The organism is Grimontia sp. NTOU-MAR1, assembly GCF_035758505.1.
Lineage (GTDB): Bacteria > Pseudomonadota > Gammaproteobacteria > Enterobacterales > Vibrionaceae > Enterovibrio > Enterovibrio marinus.
Genome location: NZ_CP142109.1, coordinates 752,600 through 774,483 on the forward strand (window position 1 = coordinate 752,600; position 21,884 = coordinate 774,483).

General features: G+C 46.2%; 19 protein-coding genes. 12 read left to right on the top strand and 7 right to left on the bottom strand.

The annotated features are described in order from the left end of the window. Window positions 1-188 precede the first annotated feature (188 nt). The 5 genes from VP504_RS21365 (at window position 189) to rocF (ending at window position 4,076) form a co-directional block, all read left to right on the top strand. Window positions 189-761, top strand: coding sequence for a protein-tyrosine phosphatase family protein (locus VP504_RS21365; protein ID WP_325895365.1), 573 nt, complete (start codon window positions 189-191; stop codon window positions 759-761). After that, complete coding sequence (locus VP504_RS21370) at window positions 754-1,485, top strand: amino acid ABC transporter ATP-binding protein (protein ID WP_325895366.1); 732 nt, start codon at window positions 754-756, stop codon at window positions 1,483-1,485. The genes VP504_RS21365 and VP504_RS21370 overlap by 8 nt, the downstream gene beginning before the upstream one ends. Before the next feature lie 2 nt (window positions 1,486-1,487). Continuing rightward, window positions 1,488-1,976, top strand: coding sequence for an arsenate reductase/protein-tyrosine-phosphatase family protein (locus VP504_RS21375; RefSeq protein WP_325895367.1), 489 nt, complete (start codon window positions 1,488-1,490; stop codon window positions 1,974-1,976). 19 nt (window positions 1,977-1,995) lie between these two features. Then, window positions 1,996-3,045, top strand: a complete 1,050-nt coding sequence (locus VP504_RS21380; protein ID WP_325895368.1) for an ornithine cyclodeaminase — start codon at window positions 1,996-1,998, stop codon at window positions 3,043-3,045. Between the two features lie 107 nt (window positions 3,046-3,152). After that, window positions 3,153-4,076 (top strand): arginase, encoded by a 924-nt coding sequence (gene rocF / locus VP504_RS21385; protein WP_325895369.1) that lies wholly within the window; start codon window positions 3,153-3,155, stop codon window positions 4,074-4,076. Between the two features lie 108 nt (window positions 4,077-4,184). Here the strand turns inward: rocF and VP504_RS21390 are convergent, their stop codons facing one another. Further along, window positions 4,185-5,108: a LysR family transcriptional regulator gene (locus VP504_RS21390; RefSeq protein ID WP_325895370.1), complete on the bottom strand. Its 924-nt coding sequence runs from the start codon at window positions 5,106-5,108 to the stop codon at window positions 4,185-4,187. A 118-nt stretch (window positions 5,109-5,226) separates the two neighbouring features. On the opposite strand from VP504_RS21390, the gene VP504_RS21395 reads away from it, so the two are divergent. Continuing rightward, the gene (locus VP504_RS21395) at window positions 5,227-6,090 is read left to right on the top strand and encodes an MBL fold metallo-hydrolase (RefSeq protein ID WP_325895371.1); all 864 of its coding nucleotides are present in this window, start codon (window positions 5,227-5,229) and stop codon (window positions 6,088-6,090) included. Between the two features lie 343 nt (window positions 6,091-6,433). On the opposite strand, the gene VP504_RS21400 is transcribed toward VP504_RS21395, so the two are convergent. The 3 genes from VP504_RS21400 to VP504_RS21410 form a co-directional block, all read right to left on the bottom strand. Further along, complete coding sequence (locus VP504_RS21400; RefSeq protein ID WP_157515765.1) at window positions 6,434-6,607, bottom strand: hypothetical protein; 174 nt, start codon at window positions 6,605-6,607, stop codon at window positions 6,434-6,436. Then, window positions 6,594-6,974 carry a hypothetical protein gene (locus VP504_RS21405; RefSeq protein WP_325895372.1) on the bottom strand — a complete coding sequence of 127 codons (381 nt, stop codon included), beginning with the start codon at window positions 6,972-6,974 and terminating at the stop codon, window positions 6,594-6,596. The genes VP504_RS21400 and VP504_RS21405 overlap by 14 nt, the downstream gene beginning before the upstream one ends. 328 nt (window positions 6,975-7,302) lie before the next feature. Beyond that, window positions 7,303-8,157: a LysR family transcriptional regulator gene (locus VP504_RS21410; RefSeq protein ID WP_325895373.1), complete on the bottom strand. Its 855-nt coding sequence runs from the start codon at window positions 8,155-8,157 to the stop codon at window positions 7,303-7,305. Window positions 8,158-8,247: 90 nt separating this feature from the next. Here VP504_RS21410 and VP504_RS21415 point away from each other — a divergent pair, with 90 nt between their 5' ends. Next, window positions 8,248-8,676: a nuclear transport factor 2 family protein gene (locus tag VP504_RS21415; RefSeq protein ID WP_325895374.1), complete on the top strand. Its 429-nt coding sequence runs from the start codon at window positions 8,248-8,250 to the stop codon at window positions 8,674-8,676. Between the two features lie 55 nt (window positions 8,677-8,731). Here VP504_RS21415 and VP504_RS21420 read toward each other — a convergent pair whose 3' ends face one another. Then, the gene (locus tag VP504_RS21420) at window positions 8,732-9,304 is read right to left on the bottom strand and encodes a hypothetical protein (RefSeq protein WP_325895375.1); all 573 of its coding nucleotides are present in this window, start codon (window positions 9,302-9,304) and stop codon (window positions 8,732-8,734) included. A 314-nt stretch (window positions 9,305-9,618) separates the two neighbouring features. On the opposite strand from VP504_RS21420, the gene VP504_RS21425 reads away from it, so the two are divergent. The 3 genes from VP504_RS21425 to VP504_RS21435 all read left to right on the top strand — a co-directional run bounded on the left by VP504_RS21425 (window position 9,619) and on the right by VP504_RS21435 (window position 14,386). Further along, on the top strand, window positions 9,619-12,057 hold the full coding sequence (locus VP504_RS21425) for a M9 family metallopeptidase (RefSeq protein ID WP_325895376.1): 2,439 nt from the start codon (window positions 9,619-9,621) through the stop codon (window positions 12,055-12,057). A 323-nt stretch (window positions 12,058-12,380) separates the two neighbouring features. Then, window positions 12,381-13,352 carry a CobW family GTP-binding protein gene (locus VP504_RS21430; protein ID WP_325895377.1) on the top strand — a complete coding sequence of 324 codons (972 nt, stop codon included), beginning with the start codon at window positions 12,381-12,383 and terminating at the stop codon, window positions 13,350-13,352. Beyond that, window positions 13,337-14,386, top strand: coding sequence for a WD40 repeat domain-containing protein (locus VP504_RS21435; protein WP_325895378.1), 1,050 nt, complete (start codon window positions 13,337-13,339; stop codon window positions 14,384-14,386). Before VP504_RS21430 ends, VP504_RS21435 begins: the two co-directional genes overlap by 16 nt. A gap of 222 nt (window positions 14,387-14,608) precedes the next feature. Here the strand turns inward: VP504_RS21435 and VP504_RS21440 are convergent, their stop codons facing one another. Beyond that, window positions 14,609-17,716 carry an efflux RND transporter permease subunit gene (locus VP504_RS21440; RefSeq protein WP_325895379.1) on the bottom strand — a complete coding sequence of 1,036 codons (3,108 nt, stop codon included), beginning with the start codon at window positions 17,714-17,716 and terminating at the stop codon, window positions 14,609-14,611. A gap of 10 nt (window positions 17,717-17,726) precedes the next feature. Beyond that, a complete protein-coding gene (locus VP504_RS21445) occupies window positions 17,727-18,830 on the bottom strand; it encodes an efflux RND transporter periplasmic adaptor subunit (RefSeq protein ID WP_325895380.1) in 1,104 nt (367 codons plus the stop codon). Window positions 18,831-19,477: 647 nt separating this feature from the next. On the opposite strand from VP504_RS21445, the gene VP504_RS21450 reads away from it, so the two are divergent. After that, a complete protein-coding gene (locus VP504_RS21450; RefSeq protein ID WP_325895381.1) occupies window positions 19,478-20,590 on the top strand; it encodes an ABC transporter ATP-binding protein in 1,113 nt (370 codons plus the stop codon). A 155-nt stretch (window positions 20,591-20,745) separates the two neighbouring features. Next, window positions 20,746-21,828, top strand: a complete 1,083-nt coding sequence (locus VP504_RS21455) for an ABC transporter substrate-binding protein (protein ID WP_062714810.1) — start codon at window positions 20,746-20,748, stop codon at window positions 21,826-21,828. The last annotated feature ends 56 nt before the right edge of the window (window positions 21,829-21,884 follow it).

Consider the following 21,884-nt stretch of genomic DNA (forward strand, 5'->3'; position numbering starts at 1 on the left):
ATGCTAGGTCTCCCTAAAGATTGGACTTATAACATAATAAAACAGGTAGGTAACTATGGAGAAGTGTTCAATAGAAATTTAGGAAAGGGCACCTTATTTGGGTTGGATCGTAATGGCTCATACAATGCATTATCGAATGAAGGTGGTCTACACTATCCTCAACCAATACGATGAATATTTGTTAAAAAATGGAAAAAAATAATAAAAGAGAACTCCCTAATGAGTTAGCTACCTATCGCTATGTAAACACTGGTCTCGAAGGAGGCGGGAGTATTTACTTTATGGGATTTCCAGGTCTTACGATTGCAGTCGATGGGAGTTCTTTTATTCACCCTCTAGATATGGAATCTACAATAGTGGGGCTGGTAGAGCAAGGTATTAACTATCTGGTTCTACTTAATGAAGATCATGAGTTACCCGTAAATGCCAAAGTAGATCTTAAAACATGCTTAACGAAGTATAAAATTAAGTTATTTGAGCTACCAGTAATAGATTATGGTATTCCAGATTCGACGGGAGAATATTTGTGGAATATATATCTGGAAGAACTACTTCTTAGTTTGAAATCATGCAAGTCAGTTGGATTCTGTTGTTTATCAGGAACTGGTCGCTCGGCAATGTTTGCCGCAAGATTATTAGTCGAGATTGGGAGTTGCCCTAGAAAAGCCATGGAAATGGTTCGAAGAAAACTTGATGGAGCGATTGAAACTATTGAACAGGAATCCTGGATTGAAAAAGTGAAAGGAAAAAGAGATGACTGATGTAGTTAAGATAGAAAGGCTAAATAAATGGTATGAATCATTTCAAGTACTTAAAAACATTAATCTTACAATTTCTAAAGGTGAGATTATCGTAGTATGTGGTCCTTCAGGCTCAGGAAAGTCCACACTTGTTAGGTGCTTAAACCAACTTGAGAACTATGAAGAAGGTAGAATTTCAATAAATGGTAATATACTAAATGACGACCCTTCCTCCGTAATCGAAAATAGAAAATGTACAGGGATGGTATTTCAGCAATTTAACCTTTACCCACACTTAACTGTATTGGAAAATTGCACTCTTGCACCTCGCTATGTAAAAAATGAAGTGAAAGAAGAAGCTGAAGAGCGAGCAATGAAAATACTAGATAGGGTAAAAATAGCAAATCAGGCAAATAAACTTCCTTCGCAATTGTCAGGGGGGCAACAACAGAGAGTTGCAATTGCGCGAACCTTGTGTATGAATCCCAGTGTTTTACTCTTTGATGAACCTACTTCTGCTCTTGACCCTGAAGTTGTCAAAGAAGTGCTTGATGTGATGATCGAGTTGGCGAGTGATTCTATAACTATGATTTGTGTTACGCATGAAATGGGATTTGCTAAAAGTGTTGCAGATCGAGTGATTTTCATGGATTCCGGAGAAATCATAGAAGAAGGTTCACCTGATCTCTTTTTTGATAGTCCTAAAACGGATAGAGCAAAAGAATTCTTAAGTCAGGTTATTTGAACATGTCGTCACCATCAATATTATTTATATGTACTGGAAATACCTGTCGGTCCCCTATGGCAGCTGCCATTGCTAAAGATTATTGCAAGAGGAAAAACTATAAAATAAAAATATTATCTGCAGGAACTCGAACTTACCCAGGGAGGGAAATAACTAAAGAAGCAGAACTAGCATTGAGGTTTTTAGAGATTCCTTTTTTTGGACATAAAAGTGACATATTGAAAGTGGCTCATTTAGAGCAGGCATCTAAGGTTTACTACATGGACAATTCGCATAGGGAAGTTGTTGATTCTATTTTGCCTCAGCTCAAAGGAAATATGCTAATTGGGAAAGCGGACTTTGAACTTCTTAATGACCCTTTCGAGATAATAGATCCGTATGAAATGGGATATTCTGAATATGTGAGGATCGCTATTTTATTGAATTCTTTAGTAGTAAAAAAGATAGAAGAATATATTTCTGAAATGCATGTGAAAATAGAAAGTAAGTGATATTTTTAAGGAGCGAAACATGACTAGATTTATCGATGTCGATTCTTTATCAAGTCTGATTAAAGTAATTGGTATTAAAAATTTTTTTCTTGGACTTGGGGATAAAATTAGAGAGGATTTTCTTCGATGGAATGAATTTGAAAAAAGTGCTCGTACCGCCAATCACTGTAATATTGGTGTTATAGAACTAATGCCAATATCTGATGTAAATGAGTTTGGTTTTAAGTATGTTAATGGCCATCCAGGAAACCCAAAAGTCGGGCTATCTACGGTAATGGCCTTTGGTACTTTTTCTAGTATGAAAACGGGATATCCTCTTCTTGTTTCAGAATTGACAATTACCACTGCTTTTAGAACTGCTGTTATGTCGGCTATTGCCGCTAGTTACTTAGTCAGGGATGATTCAGAAAGAATGGCGATAATTGGTTGTGGGGCACAAGCTGAGTTTCAAATACTTGCTTTCTATTTCTTCCTTGGCATCAAGAAAGTTGATATCTATGATGTCGATGAACTTGCAATGGAAAAGCTTTTATTGAATTTAAAAGATTACACGGAAATAGAGATAACTAAATATAGCAGCATTAAGGAAACAGTGAAAGGGTGCGATATTGTTACAACGGTTACTGCCGATAAAAAATGGGCTACGATATTAGATATGGATATGATCGAATCTGGGATGCACATCAATGCAGTAGGGGGAGACTGTCCGGGGAAAACGGAATTAGATATTGAGATCTTGAAGAGAAGTTCAGTATTTGTTGAGTATGAACCTCAAACAAGAATTGAAGGTGAAATACAACAACTCTCAGATGATTTTGAAGTTACTGAACTGTGGGAGGTTATTTCAAATAAGAGAGAAGGTAGAAGCAATAAAGAGCAAATTACAATTTTTGATTCTGTTGGTTTTGCTTTAGAAGATTACTCAAGTCTTCGCTACCTTTTTGAATTGTCTAATAAGTTTAATATCGGAGATACTATTAATCTGATACCGGACTTAGCAGATCCCAAAAACCTGTTTGTAGGTATAAAAGAAAGTTATCTCAGTGAGACTATAACTCAGGCCAGTTAGTTGATTTTACTTTAAAGTATCTAAGTTTATCTAAAAATAATTTCAATCTAGCCGAGTTTAAACTGGGTCGGCTAGCTATCTAACGTTTGAAATTTAAGGAGGGTTATATGAGAGATATCATGAATAGGAAGAAAATCCGAATAATAAGCGTACCTATAGATCTAGGTGCTTCTTTGCAGGGAGCTTCTGGGGGCCCTAGTGCTCTTAGAATTGCCAATCTAACAGAAAGCCTCCAGCGTATTGGCTACTCGGTATCTGCTGAGGTGATAGTGAATGTGCCAATAAGGAAAAAATACTACGATCACTTGTCTACTAAGATGAACTATCGAAGAGAAATTCTAAGTGTGTGTCAGAGGCTAGCCTTGTTGACAAAAAAGTCTTTAGAAGACGATGAAATACCACTTATAGTAGGAGGGGATCACTCTATCGCAATGGGCTCTGTATCTGGGGTTTCTGAGTACTATAGAAATAGCAATATAGGTTTGGTTTGGTTTGATGCTCATGGTGATATGAATACCCCAAGTACTTCACCTTCAGGAAATGTTCATGGCATGCCATTGTCACATCTTTTAGGACAAGGAGATAGAGAGTTTTGTTCTATTTTTAGCGAACGACAAAAAGTTCAAGCAGAGAATGTAGCAATCGTTGGTGTTAGAGATATGGATTGCAAGGAAAAAATATTGGTAAGAGATTCGGGAGTTAGTGTTTTTACCATGAGTGACATTGATAGAATGGGTATGGAAGAGGTAAGTAATGAGGTAATTCGAATTGTTACTAAAAATACGATTGGCTTTCATGTTAGCTTTGATGTTGATGGCTGTGATCCTGTAGCGATGCCAGGGACTGGGACAAAAGTACCCGGAGGAGTAACATATAGAGAATCTCATCATTTATTAGAGAAATTAGCTAGAACCCAAAAAATAACATCAATGGATATGGTTGAGATTAACCCTTTTCTTGATGAAGGTAATGTAACAGCGGAGAGGGCAGTTTCTCTTATTCAAAGTGCTTTTGGTTTAACACTACTTTAAAGGGTTTTACTTCTTACCTATCCATCATGCTAGATAGTTTTCCAACATTCTGATAGCAGCGATTACAAGTGGAAAAAATTCTCATCGATAAATTATTTGGCTTTTAGATTAAGATGCGTAGTTATGCCCTCCCTTAATGGTAGGGCTTTTGAATTTTCCATCAAAATACTCGACCAGAAAATCAATCAAAGCGCGCACGGGCCTGGAGAGGTGTTTGCGGGATGCGTAAAGCAGGTAGATAGTCAGAGTATTCAATTCCCATTCCGGCAATACTGCTTCCAGCTCACCTTTTTCCAGCATGTCCTCGACCAGATAATTGGGTTGCATTGATATCCCCATACCTGCGAGTGAACCGTGAAGTAACACCGTCGCTTCGTTTCCCGTAACAGGGCAGTTCACCTCGACACTCTGCTTCTCTTGGCCTCGAGTAAAATACCATTCGTGTCGGCCAAAGTTTTTGTAGCCCAAGCATTCATGCTCCCTCAGATCTTCCGGCACGGTAATAGGAGGACGGGATTCTAAATAGGAAGCGGACGCAACCAGTGTTGACTCACAGGGTGCGAGTGGGCGGCCAATCAGGGAAGGATCAGGGTTACTGGCAGTGCGGATGGCAAGGTCAACGCGTTCGGCGACCAGATCAACCGCTTTGTCCTGCGCGTCGATATCAATGGTGACGCCGGGGTGACGTTTCCGGAATTCGTACAGGGCGGACATGAGTTGGGAAAAACCAAATGACATGCTGGTACTGATGCGGATGAACCCCGTCAACGATTCTCCCGGCATCAGGCTTTCCTCCAGATGCAACGCCTGTTCGACCCATCGCTGCATATCTGGCAATACCTGCTTACCCATATTGGTGAGTGATACCTTCCGGGTAGTTCGGTTCAAAAGCCTTGCTCCAAGCCAGTTTTCCATCGCTTCCACATAGCGTGTCACCATAGGTCGGGACATCTCTAACCTGTCAGCTGTGGCGGTGAAACTTTCTGTTTGTGCGACATCGAGAAGCACTCTCGCGGCAGTCAGCTTATCCATAGGTTCTGTCTTAATTAGAACGATTTAAGAAATAATGATGCAAATGATAGGCGCTATTTCCGAGCATATCCAATCGTTATGCTTCTTTCCCAAGCCCATACAACGAGGAAGTAAGACAATGAAAACATCTATCGCATTAGCACTCTCTTTTGCTCTGACGGCGCCAGTCATGGCGGAAACGACACCACTAACATTCGACGTTTACTACGGCGACGACAACAGCTTCAATGTGACTTCTACCGTCGTTGCTGGCGAAAATGAAGTAATGGTTATCGACACGGGGTTTACCCGTGCCGATGCGTTGCAAATCGCCGCTAAAGTATTGGATTCTGGCAAAGCGCTGAAAACCATTTACATCAGCCAGGCGGATCCGGACTACTACTTCGGCGCTTCACAGCTGCTTGAAATCTTTCCACATGCGAATGTGCTGACCACGCAAGCCGTTCGTGATGCTATCGTGAAAAAGCTGAAAACCAAAATCAGCTTCTGGAGCCCGAAAATGGGAACCAATGCACCTAAACATCCGCGTGTGCCGGATGTGTTCAAAGGCACTGTTTTGAAAGTCGATGACACTGTTATTGAGATCAAAGGTACTGAGGGCGTGTTGGCGCATCGACCTTACCTCTGGATCCCATCTGAAAAAACGATTCTGGGTAACGTTGGCATTGTCGAAGGCATGCATGTTTGGATGGCAGACACCCAAACGGAAGAAGAAGTGGCTGCGTGGCTGGATCAGCTCAAAGAAATGCAATCGCTGACCCCTGAGTTGGTCATTCCGGGGCACATGAAAAACGCGGGCAAGTTGGACCCATCAAGTATCGAGTACACAGCAACATGGATTGAGCGCTTCGCCGATGCTAAAGCCAAAAGCGAAGACAGCAAAAGCGTGATTGATACTATGGTGGGTTACTACCCGAAATTGGGTGCGACTTTCACGCTGGAACTGGGTGCTCGGGTTCATGAAGGTGAAACTCAGTGGTAATTCGGCAATCAGGTAACTTGCCCGGTTAGGGTAAGTTGCCTCCTAATTCTTTCCAACCCAGGCTGTATCCGTTTGCCCAAAACTGCGCTTGAATAAAAGTCGCATCAAGTCGCAGGTGGATACTCCCTCATTCTTTTTGGATGAAACCATAAAGCAGATATTTCATACCCTCACTGAATTGAGAAATGGCAACAGCCATGGTAGAGCTCAGGAGTGAACTTCCATTTCTACGCGAGTGCCGTTGATGCGTGTTTCAAATAGATTGGGCTCTTTCTCTGACGAATACACCGGACAGAATCAGTGTTCTGATTTTTATAGTGTCTCCTTAAGCTGTGTTTAGTGTTCATTTTCCCTTGGTTATTTTGTTGGATTGAAGCAACACCACCAGTGTGTCGATGCGCTTCTGTAGCTTGTCGTTTTCGTCCATGCCCGAGAAGCGAAGCTCTGCGCTTAGCGTTTTCAGTAGAGCTGCCAGAGCTTCTTGTTGGGCGGCTTCCTGCTCTTTATTCACCGTCATGAAGAGTGACCTCGAGCAAGTATTCTGCAAAGGGGTGGGCTGATACGGACACTTCCAGCCATGTGTGCATTGCGATGACGTGATATCGTTCTATACCTTCTCCGTGCACTGAAAACCCAGCGATACCATTCAGTGAGGTTAGGGAAACAGATAGAACATCATTTTCTAAACCAAGGATGAAATAGCGATTATTGTGTTCTCCCCCCACAATGTTTCTTTGCTGAAAAGAGGGGTCATTGCTGTTCAGTGAAATGTAGTAATGGTCACGACTCAGTAGTTGGTTGTGTCGCAACTGAGCGGCGTTTAAGGAAAAGGCGCTGAGTGCAGTGAAGACGATAATCATGGCGAAACGGGTAAATATAGGCATGGTTAGCTTCCAAACATCACAAAAGTCGAGTCGGTTTCGTAAAAGAACATGGGGTTTTCATTCCCCTTTACAAACCTGATGGCTTTTTGGATTTGAAAATCCAAGTTAGGCTGGAAGCTACTGCTGACGTAAAGCTTCTTCCCTTGCTCAAAAATACCAAGTTCTGAGTCATCGTCGTGACCAATCATGATCAATCATGGCCAATACAGCAGGCTCCCGCCAATGTTGCCAACCCACGACGGTATGCAACACCGTGTAATCAGAGCTTTATTGATCTGAGGCAAATGGTCAGCAAGCCCATACGCCAAATTCTTTCCTCGATTAAGGGTTAAAACCCATCGTGTGTGTTCGCTAGCGCCCTTTGATTGTCAAACTGCTGGTGGATAGCTTTGATAAAAACGGTGATGCGATTAGGTGTAAAGGAAGAGTAGGGGTGAACCGCATGGACGTCCCGAGATTGAATGCTATCTGGGACAGAGATAGGCAACTTCTCCAGTTCACCTTGAAGACATAACGGTAGTGCAAAAATATCAGGCAGTAGTACTCGACCTAGCCCCTGCTTTGCCATTTCTGTAGCGGTATGGATGTTATTGACCTTAAGGTCGGCGGGACCCTTATCGTGATGCCAAGGAAGGGTAATAATCTGATCATCTCGCTCTTTCATCTCGACGGCCTGATACCAATACTGATGAAAAGTGCCCAAATAGCGGGCTTTGAGGCTACTGTCTGGCATTGGGCCCACTCGGATAGCGACATCGATGTTTTCCCGCAGCAAATCCTCAACGCTGTCATTCACGGAAAGTTCAATATGGAGCTCCGGGTGACGTTTTCTTAACGTTTGGATCACAGGCAGGACCAACACCTGCGCTAGGGCGGATGGCGAGGAAATCTTCAATGTGCCCTGCAAGGAATCCTGAGCAAAAGTCATATCCTCCTGCACTTTTTCCAAAAGGCTTTCCATCACAACAGCATGCTCGTACAAACGTTCGCCAGATTCAGTCATGCGAAGGGTGCGGGTGGTGCGGTGCAGCAAAAGGGTGTTGAGTGATTTCTCCAATCCACTGATTTGCTGGCTGAGCCAAGAACGGGTAATCCCGAGTTGTTCTGCGGCTTGAGTAAAGCTTCCTGCCCGAACCAACGCAGCGTAAAGCTGCATCTGATAGGTAATATGTTTAGTTTCCATAAACAGTGTTTTCTATTGTGCGATATATATCTAACAATACTGCGTTGGTAGTCTTTACTCAACCCATACAAGATGAAGTGGAGTAAAAGGATGAAAAAGCAATTGATGGCAGTGGCGATTGCCGCTCAAATGGTGTTTGCAGGTGCCGCTTATGCAGGCCCCGTAGAAGAAGTTCAGCAAGCATCAAAACAGTGGATTGAAGCGTTTAACAAAGGCGAATACCAGCATTTGGGTGAAGCATACACGATGGAATCAACAATGATTTCACATCCATTTGGCGTTTTTCACGGTCGTCCCGCTGCTGCGGCTTTCTGGAAGCAACTGGTCTTAGACGGCGCAAGTGATCTAGTCTACATCGAGCCTAAATTTACCGAACTGGATGATAAAACTGTGGTGGTGGAATCCCGCTGGAAGATGAATATCGGCGAAGGCCATATTACGCTGGAAAAGTGGGTGAAAGAAGCCGATGGCGTGTGGCGCTTGGAACTTGATGATTTTACCGTCGAAAAACGTTACTAAAGAGCGCAACGACAAGAAAAAGGACGCAAATGCGTCCTTTTTAACAATTGACCACTCAACTGGATAAGCCGCAGAAGTTACAACCTAAATAGGTGATCACAAGGCGATTCTGATAGCGATTTTGATAGTTCCAAGGGGAGACGTCATAAGGGGCACGCTGGTAACGACCCTGAATGAAAATAGTCTCGCCTTTTTCAAGTTTCATAATGCTATTCACTGCCGCAACGCCGGGGACGGCACAGCCCGTGTCATTATTGGCAAATGTAACAGGTCCGATAGAATGATTGCCGCCAGGAGGAACAGCATTTGGCAGTGAGATGCCAATACGAAGTAGGTATTTAAATCCGCAAGTGCGCTGAGCATAGCGGGCATCAATATTATAGAGACCGGCTACCGGTGCAGTGAACATATGAGAATTGGTATCAAACGCATAGTTAAAATTGGTGAGAGTCTCATTGTATTCGACGACTTTGATGGCACCGTTGTTGGCTTCAGTTAACTCATCACCACCAATATAAGCATCGACAACCACAGTGTTTGATGGAAGGTATGGTTCATTGGCATAGACGCTTGCTGATAACATTAGCGCTACTGAGGAAAGAATAGTTACTGGTAGCGAGTATTTCATCCGTATTCTCCATATGATTGATTATTGTATTCAAATCAAATCATTTTTGTATTCATAACGCAGTAAATTGTACAACTTTCATTGTCAACAATAAGTGTCGTATGTGAGACATTGTTTATTTTTGCTATTTAATTATTGGGTCGGTGTAGGATTTACATACCCTAACTTTTTAGCTTGTCCATACTGGATAAAAGAATAGGTAAAAGCGCTATTTTTTGAACTAACCTCATGAGTTATATTAATTTATATTCACATTGAGGGGTGTGGGAAATACAACAGCAGCACTAATCATAAAATAATAAATGAGTACTCTTATGTCTCATACCCGTCTATTCCCACGTCATCTCTTGGCGCTAGCTTGTATGCTCGCCAGTGTTTCCAGTTTCTCATTTGCTGAAGAGCAGTGTGAAGTCCCTGCGCTTCAGCAAGCTCCGGATCTTGCATCTGCGGTCTCTGCTGCCACTTATCATTGTTATGAATCTTGGTTTTCTGCCCCTGCTGATTCTTTAAATGATATCTACAGTGAAGCGAGCTTAATTCGCATTCAGACCGCTCTGAATCGAGCCATTGCAAGTTATCAAGGTGAGGCAGAACAAGCACGCCAATTGGAAAACCTAGGTGAGTTCGTACGCGCGGCTTATTACGTTCGCTACAACGCGCAACAGCCAGATTATTCACAAGGGCTGAGCCAAGGTTTTGCCCAATCGACGAATGCGTTCCTTGCGAACCGTCATGCTTTAGACCAAGGGCGTGAGCAAGTAGGTGCAATGAAGAGCCTGACTTTGATGGTCGACAACGTGAAGCAACTGCCGCTCACGATGGAATCTCAACTTGCAGCACTTCGCCACTTTAACCCACAAACTGCGCAAGATACGCAGTGGGTCGATGGGTTGAATAACCTCTTTCGTGCTATGTCTGGCCATGCGGTGCGAGACGATTTTTATCGTTACGTGGCAGACCATAATCAGCATATAGAAGTACTTATAAAGTTCGCTCAGCAAAACGAGTGGGCACTGGATACCGACGCGAGTTTTCTGGTGTATAACGCGGTGCGTGAAGTGGGTCGCCTGCTTGCCAGCCCTTATTCTTCAACTCGTACCGTGGCATTGAGAGAGATGCAACGAGTGATGGAGCAATATCCGCTGGGTAGCAAGCATGACAGGCTATGGCTAGCCGCGGTTGAGATGATGGGGTACTACGCTCCAGAAGGTTTAAACGGCCTGGACTTAGACCAAGCCAAGCGCGATCTGGCTGCACGTGTTCTGCCGAATCGGTATGAGTGTGATGGCCCGGCAATCATTCGTTCGCAAGATTTGACTCAAGCTCAGGCCGTGGAAGCGTGTGAGGTTTTAGCAGCGAAAGAGGCGGACTTCCATAAAGTGGCGAATACAGGTCATCAACCGGTAGCAGACGACAATAATGAACGAGTAGAAGTAGCGGTGTTTGCTAGCAAGGCGAGTTACGCGGACTACTCATCGTTCTTGTTTGGTAATACCACCGACAACGGCGGTCAGTATCTAGAAGGTAACCCGGCAGAAACAGGCAACGTGGCGCGCTTTGTGGCTTACCGTTACAACAATGGTGACGAGCTTTCTATTCTTAACTTAGAGCATGAGTACACCCACTACCTCGATGCGCGATTCAACCAATATGGCTCGTTCGGCGATAACTTGGAGCACGGTTATATTGTATGGTGGCTAGAGGGTTTTGCAGAATACATGCATTACAAGCAAGGCTACGATGCGGCGATTGGCTTGATTGCAGCGGGCAATATGAGCCTGTCTAAGGTGTTTGCGACCACTTACTCTCACGATACTAATCGCGTTTATCGCTGGGGCTATCTCGCGGTGCGCTTTATGTTGGAAGAACATCCGCAAGAGGTAGAGAGCTTACTTGCGCTTTCTCGTTCTGGCCAGTTTTCGGAATGGGCAAAACAAGTCCAATTACTGGGTGAGCACTACAATGGTGAGTTTGAACGCTGGTTAGATTCTGTCTCTAATGAGTCAGAGCCACCTGAGCCGAACCCTGATCCAAATCCGGGCGAGCCAACGGAACCTTCTGACCAAGTTATTAAGCTTACCGCGAACCAGAGTGTGGTGCTGAGCGGTGCGGCTTACAGTGAGCAGTTATTCTACGTTGATGTGCCTGAATACGCGACTCATTTTGAAGTCGAGATCCAAGGCGAAGCTCAAGGTGACGCAGATTTGTACATGAGCTTTGAGCAAGAAGCACATTACTACGATTTTGAGTTCAGCCAATACGGTGCAGGCAGCAATGAAATCGTCACGTTTGAGCGAGAGCAAACAGGTTACATTAAGCCGGGTCGTTACTACATAAGCATCACAGGTCGTTCTGACTTCAATGCGGTGACGCTAAACGTCTTATTAGAAACCGAGGTGCCAACTCAACCAACGCCGGAACAAGATGATTTAACGCCAGTGGTATTGGAATTGGGCCAAGCACATACGCTGACGGTACTCGAACGACGCTATGCCGCGGTTTATGTCCCACATGGCGTTCAAGATGTGCGTGTGTGGCTAACGGATATAAACGGCAATGCTGACAGAGGAAATGTGGATCTTTACGCGAGCCGTGCTTACTGGCCAACCGCAGAGCAGCACGAATACGCATCTAACTATTGGGGCAGTAATGAATACCTGCAGATTCCAGTGACTGACGCAGGCTATTTGCACTTCTCGTTGGATGCACCTAAACAAGGCGATGAGGTCGAGATGCGGGTTTATTTTTACTGATTAACGCCTCGTAAAAAATTGATAGTCGAACCACTGTGTTCGGCTTTTTATTGTGTCTTATTATGCATTGTTACTCATCATTGGCTTTGGGCTGCGATTGATCATTTTAGTATCAACTTTCCCCGGACAGAAAAGACCCCTTTGAACGTTCTGTGCAGCAAAATACAGGGTGTATCAGATCGTAGATACCTAGAAATTTCCTAGTGGTGTAATGTTATAACGTTTCATTTACTTCAAATTACTATGAGGAAAGTAGCGAGTTAAAAATCGCTGAGATATCTCATCCTCGTCATTGGTTGTTTAAATTTCTAGGGCGAAAAACGATGGACCGAACAGAACAAGTTCCTGTCACCGTGTTAACTGGATTTCTTGGTGCGGGGAAAACAACGCTATTGAATCGAATCCTTACCGAAAAGCATGGATATCGCTATGCCGTCATCGTTAACGAATTCGGTGAAGAAGGCATTGATAACGATTTGGTTGTTGATGCTGATGAAGAAGTCTTTGAGATGAATAACGGCTGTATATGTTGTACGGTCCGTGGCGACCTCATCCGTATCCTAAGTGGGTTGATAAAGCGCGCTGGTCAGTTTGATGCGATCATTGTTGAGACGACAGGTCTAGCAGACCCCGCTCCCGTGATTCAAACATTCTTTGTTGACCAAGACGTCGCTGAACGAACGAGGTTAGATGCCATTGTAACGGTGGCAGATGCTGTTCACCTTAATTCGCAATTAGCTGAACATCATGAAGCTGACGAGCAAATTGCCTTCGCTGACGTTATCTTGCTTAACAAGACTGATCTTGCTGAAGCAGGTGACGTTGAGAAAGTTGAAGCGCGTATTCGCAAAAGCAATCCCTCTGCAAGAATCATTCGAACAGCCCGATGCGACGCCCCTCTAAACGAAATTATTGGATTGGAAGCTTTCAGCCTTGAACGAGTGATGGAGTTCGAACCGGATTTTTTAGAGTCGGGGCATGCTCATGAGCACGATAATGATGTGACTAGCCTTTCTTTCACAACTGATACTCCCCTTGATCTTGAAAAATTCGAAAGATGGTTTGGTCGGCTTTTACAATTGCATGGACAGGACATCTTGCGTTCAAAAGGCATTCTCGACTTTGCAGGGCAAGAACAACGGTATGTATTCCAAGGAGTACACATGCTGATGGATGGTTCCATGATGGGGGCTTGGCCTGAAGGCAAGCCCCGCAGTTCCAGAATGGTGTTTATTGGGCGAAACCTAAACAGCATGGAACTGAAGGAAGGATTTGAAGCATGCAAGATAAAATAGCCCTAAGTGCGTTGGGTGGGTCGTCTCTTGGGCATGAAGCTGAGGAAACTTACCTTGAGAGCCGAGGCATTAGCCTAAAGATGGGGGCATCGGTGACTGGAGCCGTTTCGTTTGGTCAAGGAGTCGCTGCTGGGTTTGGTAGCGGAGAAATTGCTTTCTTTGGATTCGACGATGAGCCGGTTCTAGTTCAAGCTCACGAGAGTGTCGTCCTCTGTCTTACTACTGATGGGGAAAGCGTACTGAGCGGTGGTGACGACGGACGCTTTTTGCGGGTAACACCCGATGGCAACATAGTTGAAATCGCGACGTTTGGTACCAAATGGGTGGATTGTGTTGGGGCGGCGCAGGGTTTATTCGCTTGCTCATCAGGTCGAACGGTTTATCTTTGGTTTGATGAAAAGTCCTCACCTATATTGCTGGAGCACCCAAGCACTGTCGGTGGGATTGCCTTCGATGAACGTAGTAAACAAATGGCAGTGACTCACTATGGCGGCGTTACTCTATGGGAGCAAAAAAACGGTCAGTGGACGTCTTTGCTCTTACCCTGGAAGGGTGTTCATGGTGCCGTTGACTTCAGCCCGGATGGACGTTTCCTCATCACACTGATGCAAGAAAATGCTGTTCACATATGGCGCTTGACGGACGGAGCCGACCTTGAAATGTCGGGATATCCCAAGAAAGTGAAGAGCTTTAGCTGGATGGGTGAGACACCATACCTTGCTACTTCTGGTGCGGATGAAGTGATTTGTTGGCCGTTTGATGGGAAGGATGGCCCACTGAGGCGCGCTCCTGTATGTATCGGTCGTCGTGGTGAGCAGGTGGTAACGTGTGTACGCGCTTTTTCTAGCGATAATGCTGTGTTAGCGGGTTATCGAGACGGTGCTGTTTTTCTATGTGAACTAGATGAGAGCGATGAAGCTGTCATACTCCGGCGCCCAACTGGCGCTGAGGTAACGGTGATTGCTCTTACTTGTTCTTGTTCCCACATGCTGATAGGAGACGCTGCAGGTTGTGTTGTTTGGGCTTCGTTGTGAATCAATAGCGATTGGCTGGAGATTAATGTTCATTGCGTAATTGAACTAGAGGCTGATTGAGCGTAAGCAATGTTGGTTGGCTTGCCTGAGCGATAGATTTTGCAAATAACCATTGCTGCTTTCCCACGTCTCTTAAAGGCAGATCCGAAGACATGTTTAAGGGTGTTCACCCAAAGAGAAAAAGCAGGGAATCCCCTGCTTTTTCTCTATCTAACCCAAGCTCTACTGGCTAGGATAAGCCTGCTCCTCGTTCACCTCATCCACATCTTCATCAAGCTCTCCTTCATGGTATCTGTGGCCGCCTGAAATGTAGGTATAAACCACAGGGAGCACGAACAGTGTAAACAGGGTGCCGACTGCCAGCCCTGCCACTATCACTAAGCCGATGTTGTAGCGGGACGCCGCACCTGCGCCTGTTGCAAACAGCAGGGGAATCAAGCCGGCTATCATGGCGGAGGTGGTCATTAGAATCGGGCGGAGGCGGACGGTAGCAGCTTCGACGATCGCTTCTTGTTTGGAAACACCTTTCATCACTTGCTCTTCTTTCGCCACTTCACACATCAAAATCCCATGCTTGGTGATCAGCCCTACTAGTGTGATCAAGCCTACCTGAGAGTAGATATTCATTGAGGTTTCGCCAGAGATATGTGTCCACCCAAGCGCGATAAGTGCACCGCTGATGGCAAGCGGCACGGTAAACATAATCACAAGTGGATCGCGCACACTTTCAAACTGACTGGCGAGTACAAGGAAGATGATTGCTAACGCTAGGGCGAAGGTCAGGTAGAGCGAGCTACCTTCTTCCACAAACTGGCGGGCTTCTCCCATAAACGAGTAGGTGTAGCCTTGCGGTAAGTCGGTGGTGGCTAACTGTTCAAAGAAGGCAATGGCGTCTCCCATGGCAACATTCGGCGCAGGCACAGCATCAATAGAAATCGAGTTCATCTGGTTGTAGTGAGGCAGCGATTTCGCCTGACCGTTCACCGAAAAACTGACGAGGCTCGACAGCGGTATTGCTGCCCCATTCTGTGCATTAACATAGAACTGCGAAATCAGATGAGGGTTAGCCCGGTAGACCCGCTCCACTTCTGGAATCACTTCATAAGAGCGGCCATCAATATTCACGCGGTTGATGTAGCCACCACTCATCATGGTGCCGAGTGTGGCACCAATCGCCTGCATGGTCACGCCATATGCGCCGGCTGCTTCTCGGTCAATTTTGAGCTGCACCAAACCGGAATCGTATTTCAGGTTTACGTCGGTATACACAAACAGTGGGCTGGCTTTGGCTTTGTCCAGTATCTTGTTACCGACCGCATAGAGGGTTTCGAAATCTGCAGGGCTGGTGATGACGAACTGGATAGGTAAGCCGCCAGATGCGCCGGGCAGCGAGGGCATTTGGTAAGCCGTGGCATTGATACCGGGAAGTTTCTTGGCCTCCGCGTTGATATTGGCAGAGACTTCTTTCTGGCTGAGCGTCCGCTCTGTCCAGGGAATTAAAGGGCCAATCGCGATGCCTTGGCTACTCGTTGGCACGCCAATCATTGCCAGTGAAGCTTCGGCCTGAGGTTGCTTGGCGATGATGTTGGAAATCAGCTCCATATTGGCCTGAATGTAGTCATTGTTGGAGGTGGAGGGCGTGCTGCCAATCACCACAACGACGCCCTGATCTTCATCCGGCGCGAGTTGAGAGGGAATAAATTTGAAGATCACCGGTAACGAAGCGAAGACCACGACAGCGAAGACCACCACCACACGTTTGTGGTTGAGCACAGCCAACAAGGCATGATGATAGCGCTTGGTCAGCCCACCCAAAACGTGCTCAACGGTGGCTTCAAACTTACTGGGATTCGTGTGCGGTTTAAGCATTTTCGAGCACATCATGGGCGAAAGCGTCAGTGCCACAAATCCGGAGATAAACACTGACCCTGCCAGTGTTAATGCGAACTCTTTAAATAGCGAGCCTGTCACGCCACCCATCAAGGCTATGGGCGCGTAAACCGCTGCCAGAGTAATCGTCATCGAGATAACCGGAACCGCAATTTCCCGCGTGGCTTCTATTGCGGCTTTGAAAGGTTTGGTGCCCATCTTGATATGGCGGTCAACATTCTCTACCACCACGATGGCGTCATCGACTACCAATCCAATCGCTAATACCATGGCAAGCAGTGTCATCAGGTTTAAGGTGAAGCCAAAAGCCTGCATGACGACCATGACGCCAATCAGTGACAGCGGAATGGTAACGATAGGGATAACCACAGCACGAAAAGAACCAAGAAACAGGAGTATCACCACGATAACGATGACGGCTGCCTCAGCGATGGTTTTGACCACTTCATTGATGGAGTCGGTAATCGCCAAGGTGGAATCGTAAAGCACGCTGGCTTCAATGGTGGAAGGTAGGTTTTTCTGAATAGATTCGAACAGCACGCGAATACCTGCCGCGACATCAAGCGGGTTAGCGGTTGGGGTGGCGTTGATGCCAATAATCACCGCTTCCCGTCCATTGGCGAGGGCGCGTGAACTATCGCTGCTTTTGCTGAGGTTCACCTCCGCCACATCGCGAAGCTGGACGACTTGGCCTTTGTAACTCTTGATCACCAGATTCTTGAGGCCTTCCACCGTGTCAACCTGACTGTCGATAGTGCTGTTGAGCACAGTGAAGTAGCTTTTAAACTGGCCAACGGCTGACTGGTAGTTGTTTTGCTGCAAAATACCGACAAGCTCAGAGGTAGAGAGGTCATACTGCCCCAGCTTCTCCGGGTCAGGCCAGATGCGCAGTGCAAACGGCGAGCCGCCCATCATTGTGATATTGGAAACGCCGTTGACAGTCGAAAGCTGCGGATTCACCACTCGTTCGAGATAGTCGGCAATCTGGCTGGAATTGAGGTCTCCACTGAAAAACGAGATATACATGATGGAGGTCGTGGAACCCGTCGAAGAGGTAACAGAAGGGTTATAAGCCTCTTTGGGTAACTGGTTGGTGACCGAGTTTATCTGAGATAGCACGTTTGCCAACGCCGCTTCCGGACTGGTGTTGAGCATCATGTTCAGGGTAATACTCGAAGAACCGAGTTGACTGGCAGAAGTCATAAAATCCAGGTTATCCACTTGCGACAGCGCTTGTTCCAGTGGTTGGGTGATAAAGCCTTCCACCAGTTCAGCGTCTGCGCCGGGATAGGGTGTCGTGACGGTGATGACCGTATTGGTCATGTCCGGGTATTGTCGAACCTGTAAATCTTTCATGGCGTTGAGGCCAAGTAAAAGCAGGAGAATGCTTAACGATGCCGCCATCACGGGGCGGTGAATGAATATGTCTGTGAAGCTCATGATCCGTTCCTCACAGTTGCGGCATGGTGTCTGGCGCAGAAATCGGGTTATCGACGATATTCACTTTAGTATTGTTGCCAAGGTTAAGAATACCTGTCGTCACCACTTGCTCATCAAACTTCAAATCCCCTTTAACCAGCGCGAAGTTGCCATCACGTTGTAATACCTCGACTGTGACCTGTCGGACACGGGTTTCATCGTCTTTTTGTTCCGTCACAAACACGGAGTTGCCATATAGGGCAAACACAATTGCTGTTTGCGGTACAACCACTTGATTGTCTAAATCAGAGAGCGCAACATTCACCGCGGCAAACATGCCGCCACGCAGTGTTTTATCATCATTAGGGAGCTCTGCCTGTACCATCACGAGGCCAGTTTGGTTGCTTACCACAGGCTGAATAGCGTTGATTTTCCCTTTATATTCGCGGCCAGGAAACGCCTCAACGGTTAGTGAGATCTCTTGCCCTACAGAAAGCTTACCAATCTCTGCCTGTGGCACACTGAAGCGCGCCCGCATCAAGGAGAGATCGTCGAGCCGAACAATGTCTGTCCCAGCAGAAACAAATTGACCCAGGTTGATATTGCGAATACCGAGAACGCCGCTGAATGGCGCTTTGATCTCACGCTGGTTGATGGTGGCTTGCAGGCTTTCAATATTCGCCTGCATGGCTTCGTATTTTGACTGAGCCGCTTCGACGCTTTGCTCGGACACCGAACGCTCCTGATAGAGCTTACGAAGTCGGTTGTAATCATCGCGGACGGAAGGCAACTGCACTTGCTGCGCTTTGAGCTGTGCCTGTTGTACAGATGAATCCAAGTTCACTAGCACAGTGCCGCTTTCCACATTGGTGCCGTTTTCGAAGTTGATAGCAGTGACAATGCCCGCTACTTCGTTGGAGACCGACACGCCTTGGTTGGGTTCGATAAAGCCAATGGCTTTTATACTTTGTGGCCAGACTGTCGGTGTCAGCTTTTCGACCGTAACCGGATAAACCGGCTCGGGCAGATTGGCCAGTGTGTTTTCTATCTTCTTATTGACGAAGAGATTGAAACCGATGACGGTGCCGAAGGCCAGCACGGCGATGACTAGCATCCCCAGTACCCATCTATTCATGTGAGGATCTCCCATTGCGTAGAAGTCTTAGTGAGGTTGATGCTTGAGTGAGAGAAAACGACGCCGACAATGCCCATAAACAGGCAAGGAATACTAACAGCGATGGCGTGGAGGGAAGTCCGAGTATCTTCGGGTGTAGAACGTACCGCTTCATGCAGTCTCACTTTAAACAGCGATGAATGCGGAAAGTATTATGCAACTTCAGAGTATGCCGTGTTTATAAGTTGGGACAGAGTGAAGTTCTTGGAAAATAGATTGGAATAATGAAAAAGGGAGGCAGGTTGTGCCATCGTTGCTCTAATTTTCTCCGTCGGTTTGGGTAATAAAGCTACTGTAGAATCCGAATGGTAGTGTTGTGGAACCATTCAACCGCATTGTCTTTTTCTCATCTGGGCTGGCTACGCTCTGAAGTCTCTGCCTTGTAAAAAACAGCAACAAGCTGCTGTGAAAATAATCACTAAAGGTTAATGGAACCTGATAGAAATCGCGATCTTTTTGCATTTGAATCAACCTCAAGTCAGTGCAATGTTTCACACTTTATGTGAGTGCTCATGATCCGTCTCTCACTCGCGTGGTCGTCTTTTTGATCAATGTTAAATTCGTGTTATACGCTTTAGATGTTTAGTGACGCAAGGAATGCTTTATTTATGCAGCAGAGCGGCAATAACCGAGGTTCTATCATGCCTTTTGTGCGTTTTGACAATGTACAAAAAAGCTACGATGGAAGGACCTTGGTCGTCAAAGGTTTTGAGATGGATATCGAGCAAGGTGAGTTCATCACGCTGCTAGGACCTTCAGGCTCAGGTAAATCCACGGTTTTAATGATGATGGCGGGATTCGAACAGCCCACGCATGGTGATATTTACCTAAACGGGAACCCGATAAAAAAGCTACCACCACACAAGCGAGGCATTGGTTTGGTGTTCCAAAACTATGCGCTTTTCCCCCACATGACTGTGGAAGAGAACCTCGCGTTTCCGCTGCAGGTCAGAAACCTTTCCAAATCAGAAATCGAAAAGAAAGTGAAGCGAGCGCTGGATATGGTGCGCTTGTCAGATTTCGGTCATCGCCGTCCAGCGCATCTTTCTGGTGGTCAACAGCAACGTGTGGCGGTTGCCCGTGCTTTGGTGTTTGAGCCTGAACTGGTGTTGATGGACGAGCCGCTTGGGGCGCTGGATAAAAACCTCCGTGAGGAAATGCAGTACGAGATTAAGCATATCCAGGAAGATCTTGGCGTGACCATGATATACGTGACCCACGACCAGTCGGAAGCGCTGACGATGTCAGACCGCATTGCCGTGTTTAACGACGGAGTGGTGCAGCAGTTGGCGACACCGGAAGAGCTCTATGAGCGTCCAGTAAACGCGTTTGTTGCGCAGTTTATTGGTGAAAATAACCGCCTGCGTGGTGATGTGATCTCGATGAGTGAGCAGGCCTGTCAGGTCAAAATTCCAAACGGCGACATTATTACCGCCAAGCCTGTAGCCGTCGGCAATACCGGCGAACAATCCACGCTTTCCCTCCGTCCTGAGCGAATAGTGATCAACCCTCAGCAGGGCGTGCTTTCCAATATTTTTGATGCCAAGGTAGAAGAAGTCATTTACCTCGGCGATCACCTGCGTACCCGCGTCTCAGTTTGTGAGAGCGACGAATTCATTATTAAGACTCCTAATGCGGAAGGTCACCCAAACCTTCAACGTGGCGACACTATTCGCATCGGATGGTCTGAAGAAGATTGCAGGGCGTTGGACGCCTCGTAATGAAAGATCTGGGCAAACTGACCTAAACGCTTAGTGCAGGACTCGAACTGATTTGGGTTAGTAAGGAACGCAGTTTTTCTGTAGTGGCGACACGCAGATTTTGATTCCTGCTCATGCTCAGACGTTAACAAGCGAAAGACTTGAGGAGAAGGAAAATGAAAAAACTCGCGTTAAACGCTGCCATTCTGGCGGGCTTTACAGGTATAGCGGCACACGCCGTTGCGGACGAAACACTGAATGTTGTTTCGTGGGGTGGTGCATATACCGCAAGCCAAACAAAGGCTTACCATGAACCTTGGACTGAGAAAACAGGAACTAAGGTGATTAATATCGATAAATCTCAGAATGGCCTGTCAGGTCTGCGGGCGCAGGTTGAATCTGGGAACGTCACCTGGGATTTGGTGGACATGCTGCCTTCAGACGCTATCGTAGCCTGTGATGAAGGTCTTGCAGAGCCATTGGATCACGACACCCTTTTGGCGGCGGCTCCAGACGGTACTCCAGCCACAAAAGACTTCCTGGCGGGTTCGCTCGGTGAGTGTTTTGTTCCTTCTATTGTTTACTCAAACATTGTTGCTTACAACAAAGAGATGTTTGATAAAGCACCAACCAAAATCGAGGACGTCTTCGATTTGAAAAACTTCCCCGGAAAACGCTCGCTACAGAAAAAACCGATCAATAACCTCGAGTGGGCATTGATTGCTGATGGTGTAGCGGCTAAAGATGTTTATGACGTACTTGCTACCGAAGAGGGCGTGCAGCGGGCATTTAAAAAGCTCGATACCATTAAAGATAACGTGATTTGGTGGGAAGAAGGTGCTCAGCCACCGCAACTTCTGGCTGACCAAGAGGTGGCATTTGCATCTGCATACAACGGTCGTATTTTTAACGCCGCGGTGAACGAGAAGCAGCCATTTGAAATTATCTGGGATGGTCAGGTATTCGAATTGGACGGCTGGGTTGTACCAAAAGGGAAAATGGACAAGGTTAAGGATTACCTGCGTTTTGCCACGGACTCACAACGTCTCGCCGATCAAGCGAAATATATCTCTTACGGGCCAGCGCGTAATTCTTCGGCGGGCATGGTGAGTACGCATGCTGATACAGGCATCGAAATGAAGCCTCACATGCCAACTTATGGACCAAACTTCCAAACTGCGATCCCGAAAGATGATGAGTTCTGGGCGGATAATGGTGATGAATTGGCTCAACGTTTCAATGCATGGTTAGCGAAGTAATCTGAAGTAATTGGCGGGTTTTTGAAAGGAAGCCCGCCGTTTTTATTTTTGAAGTT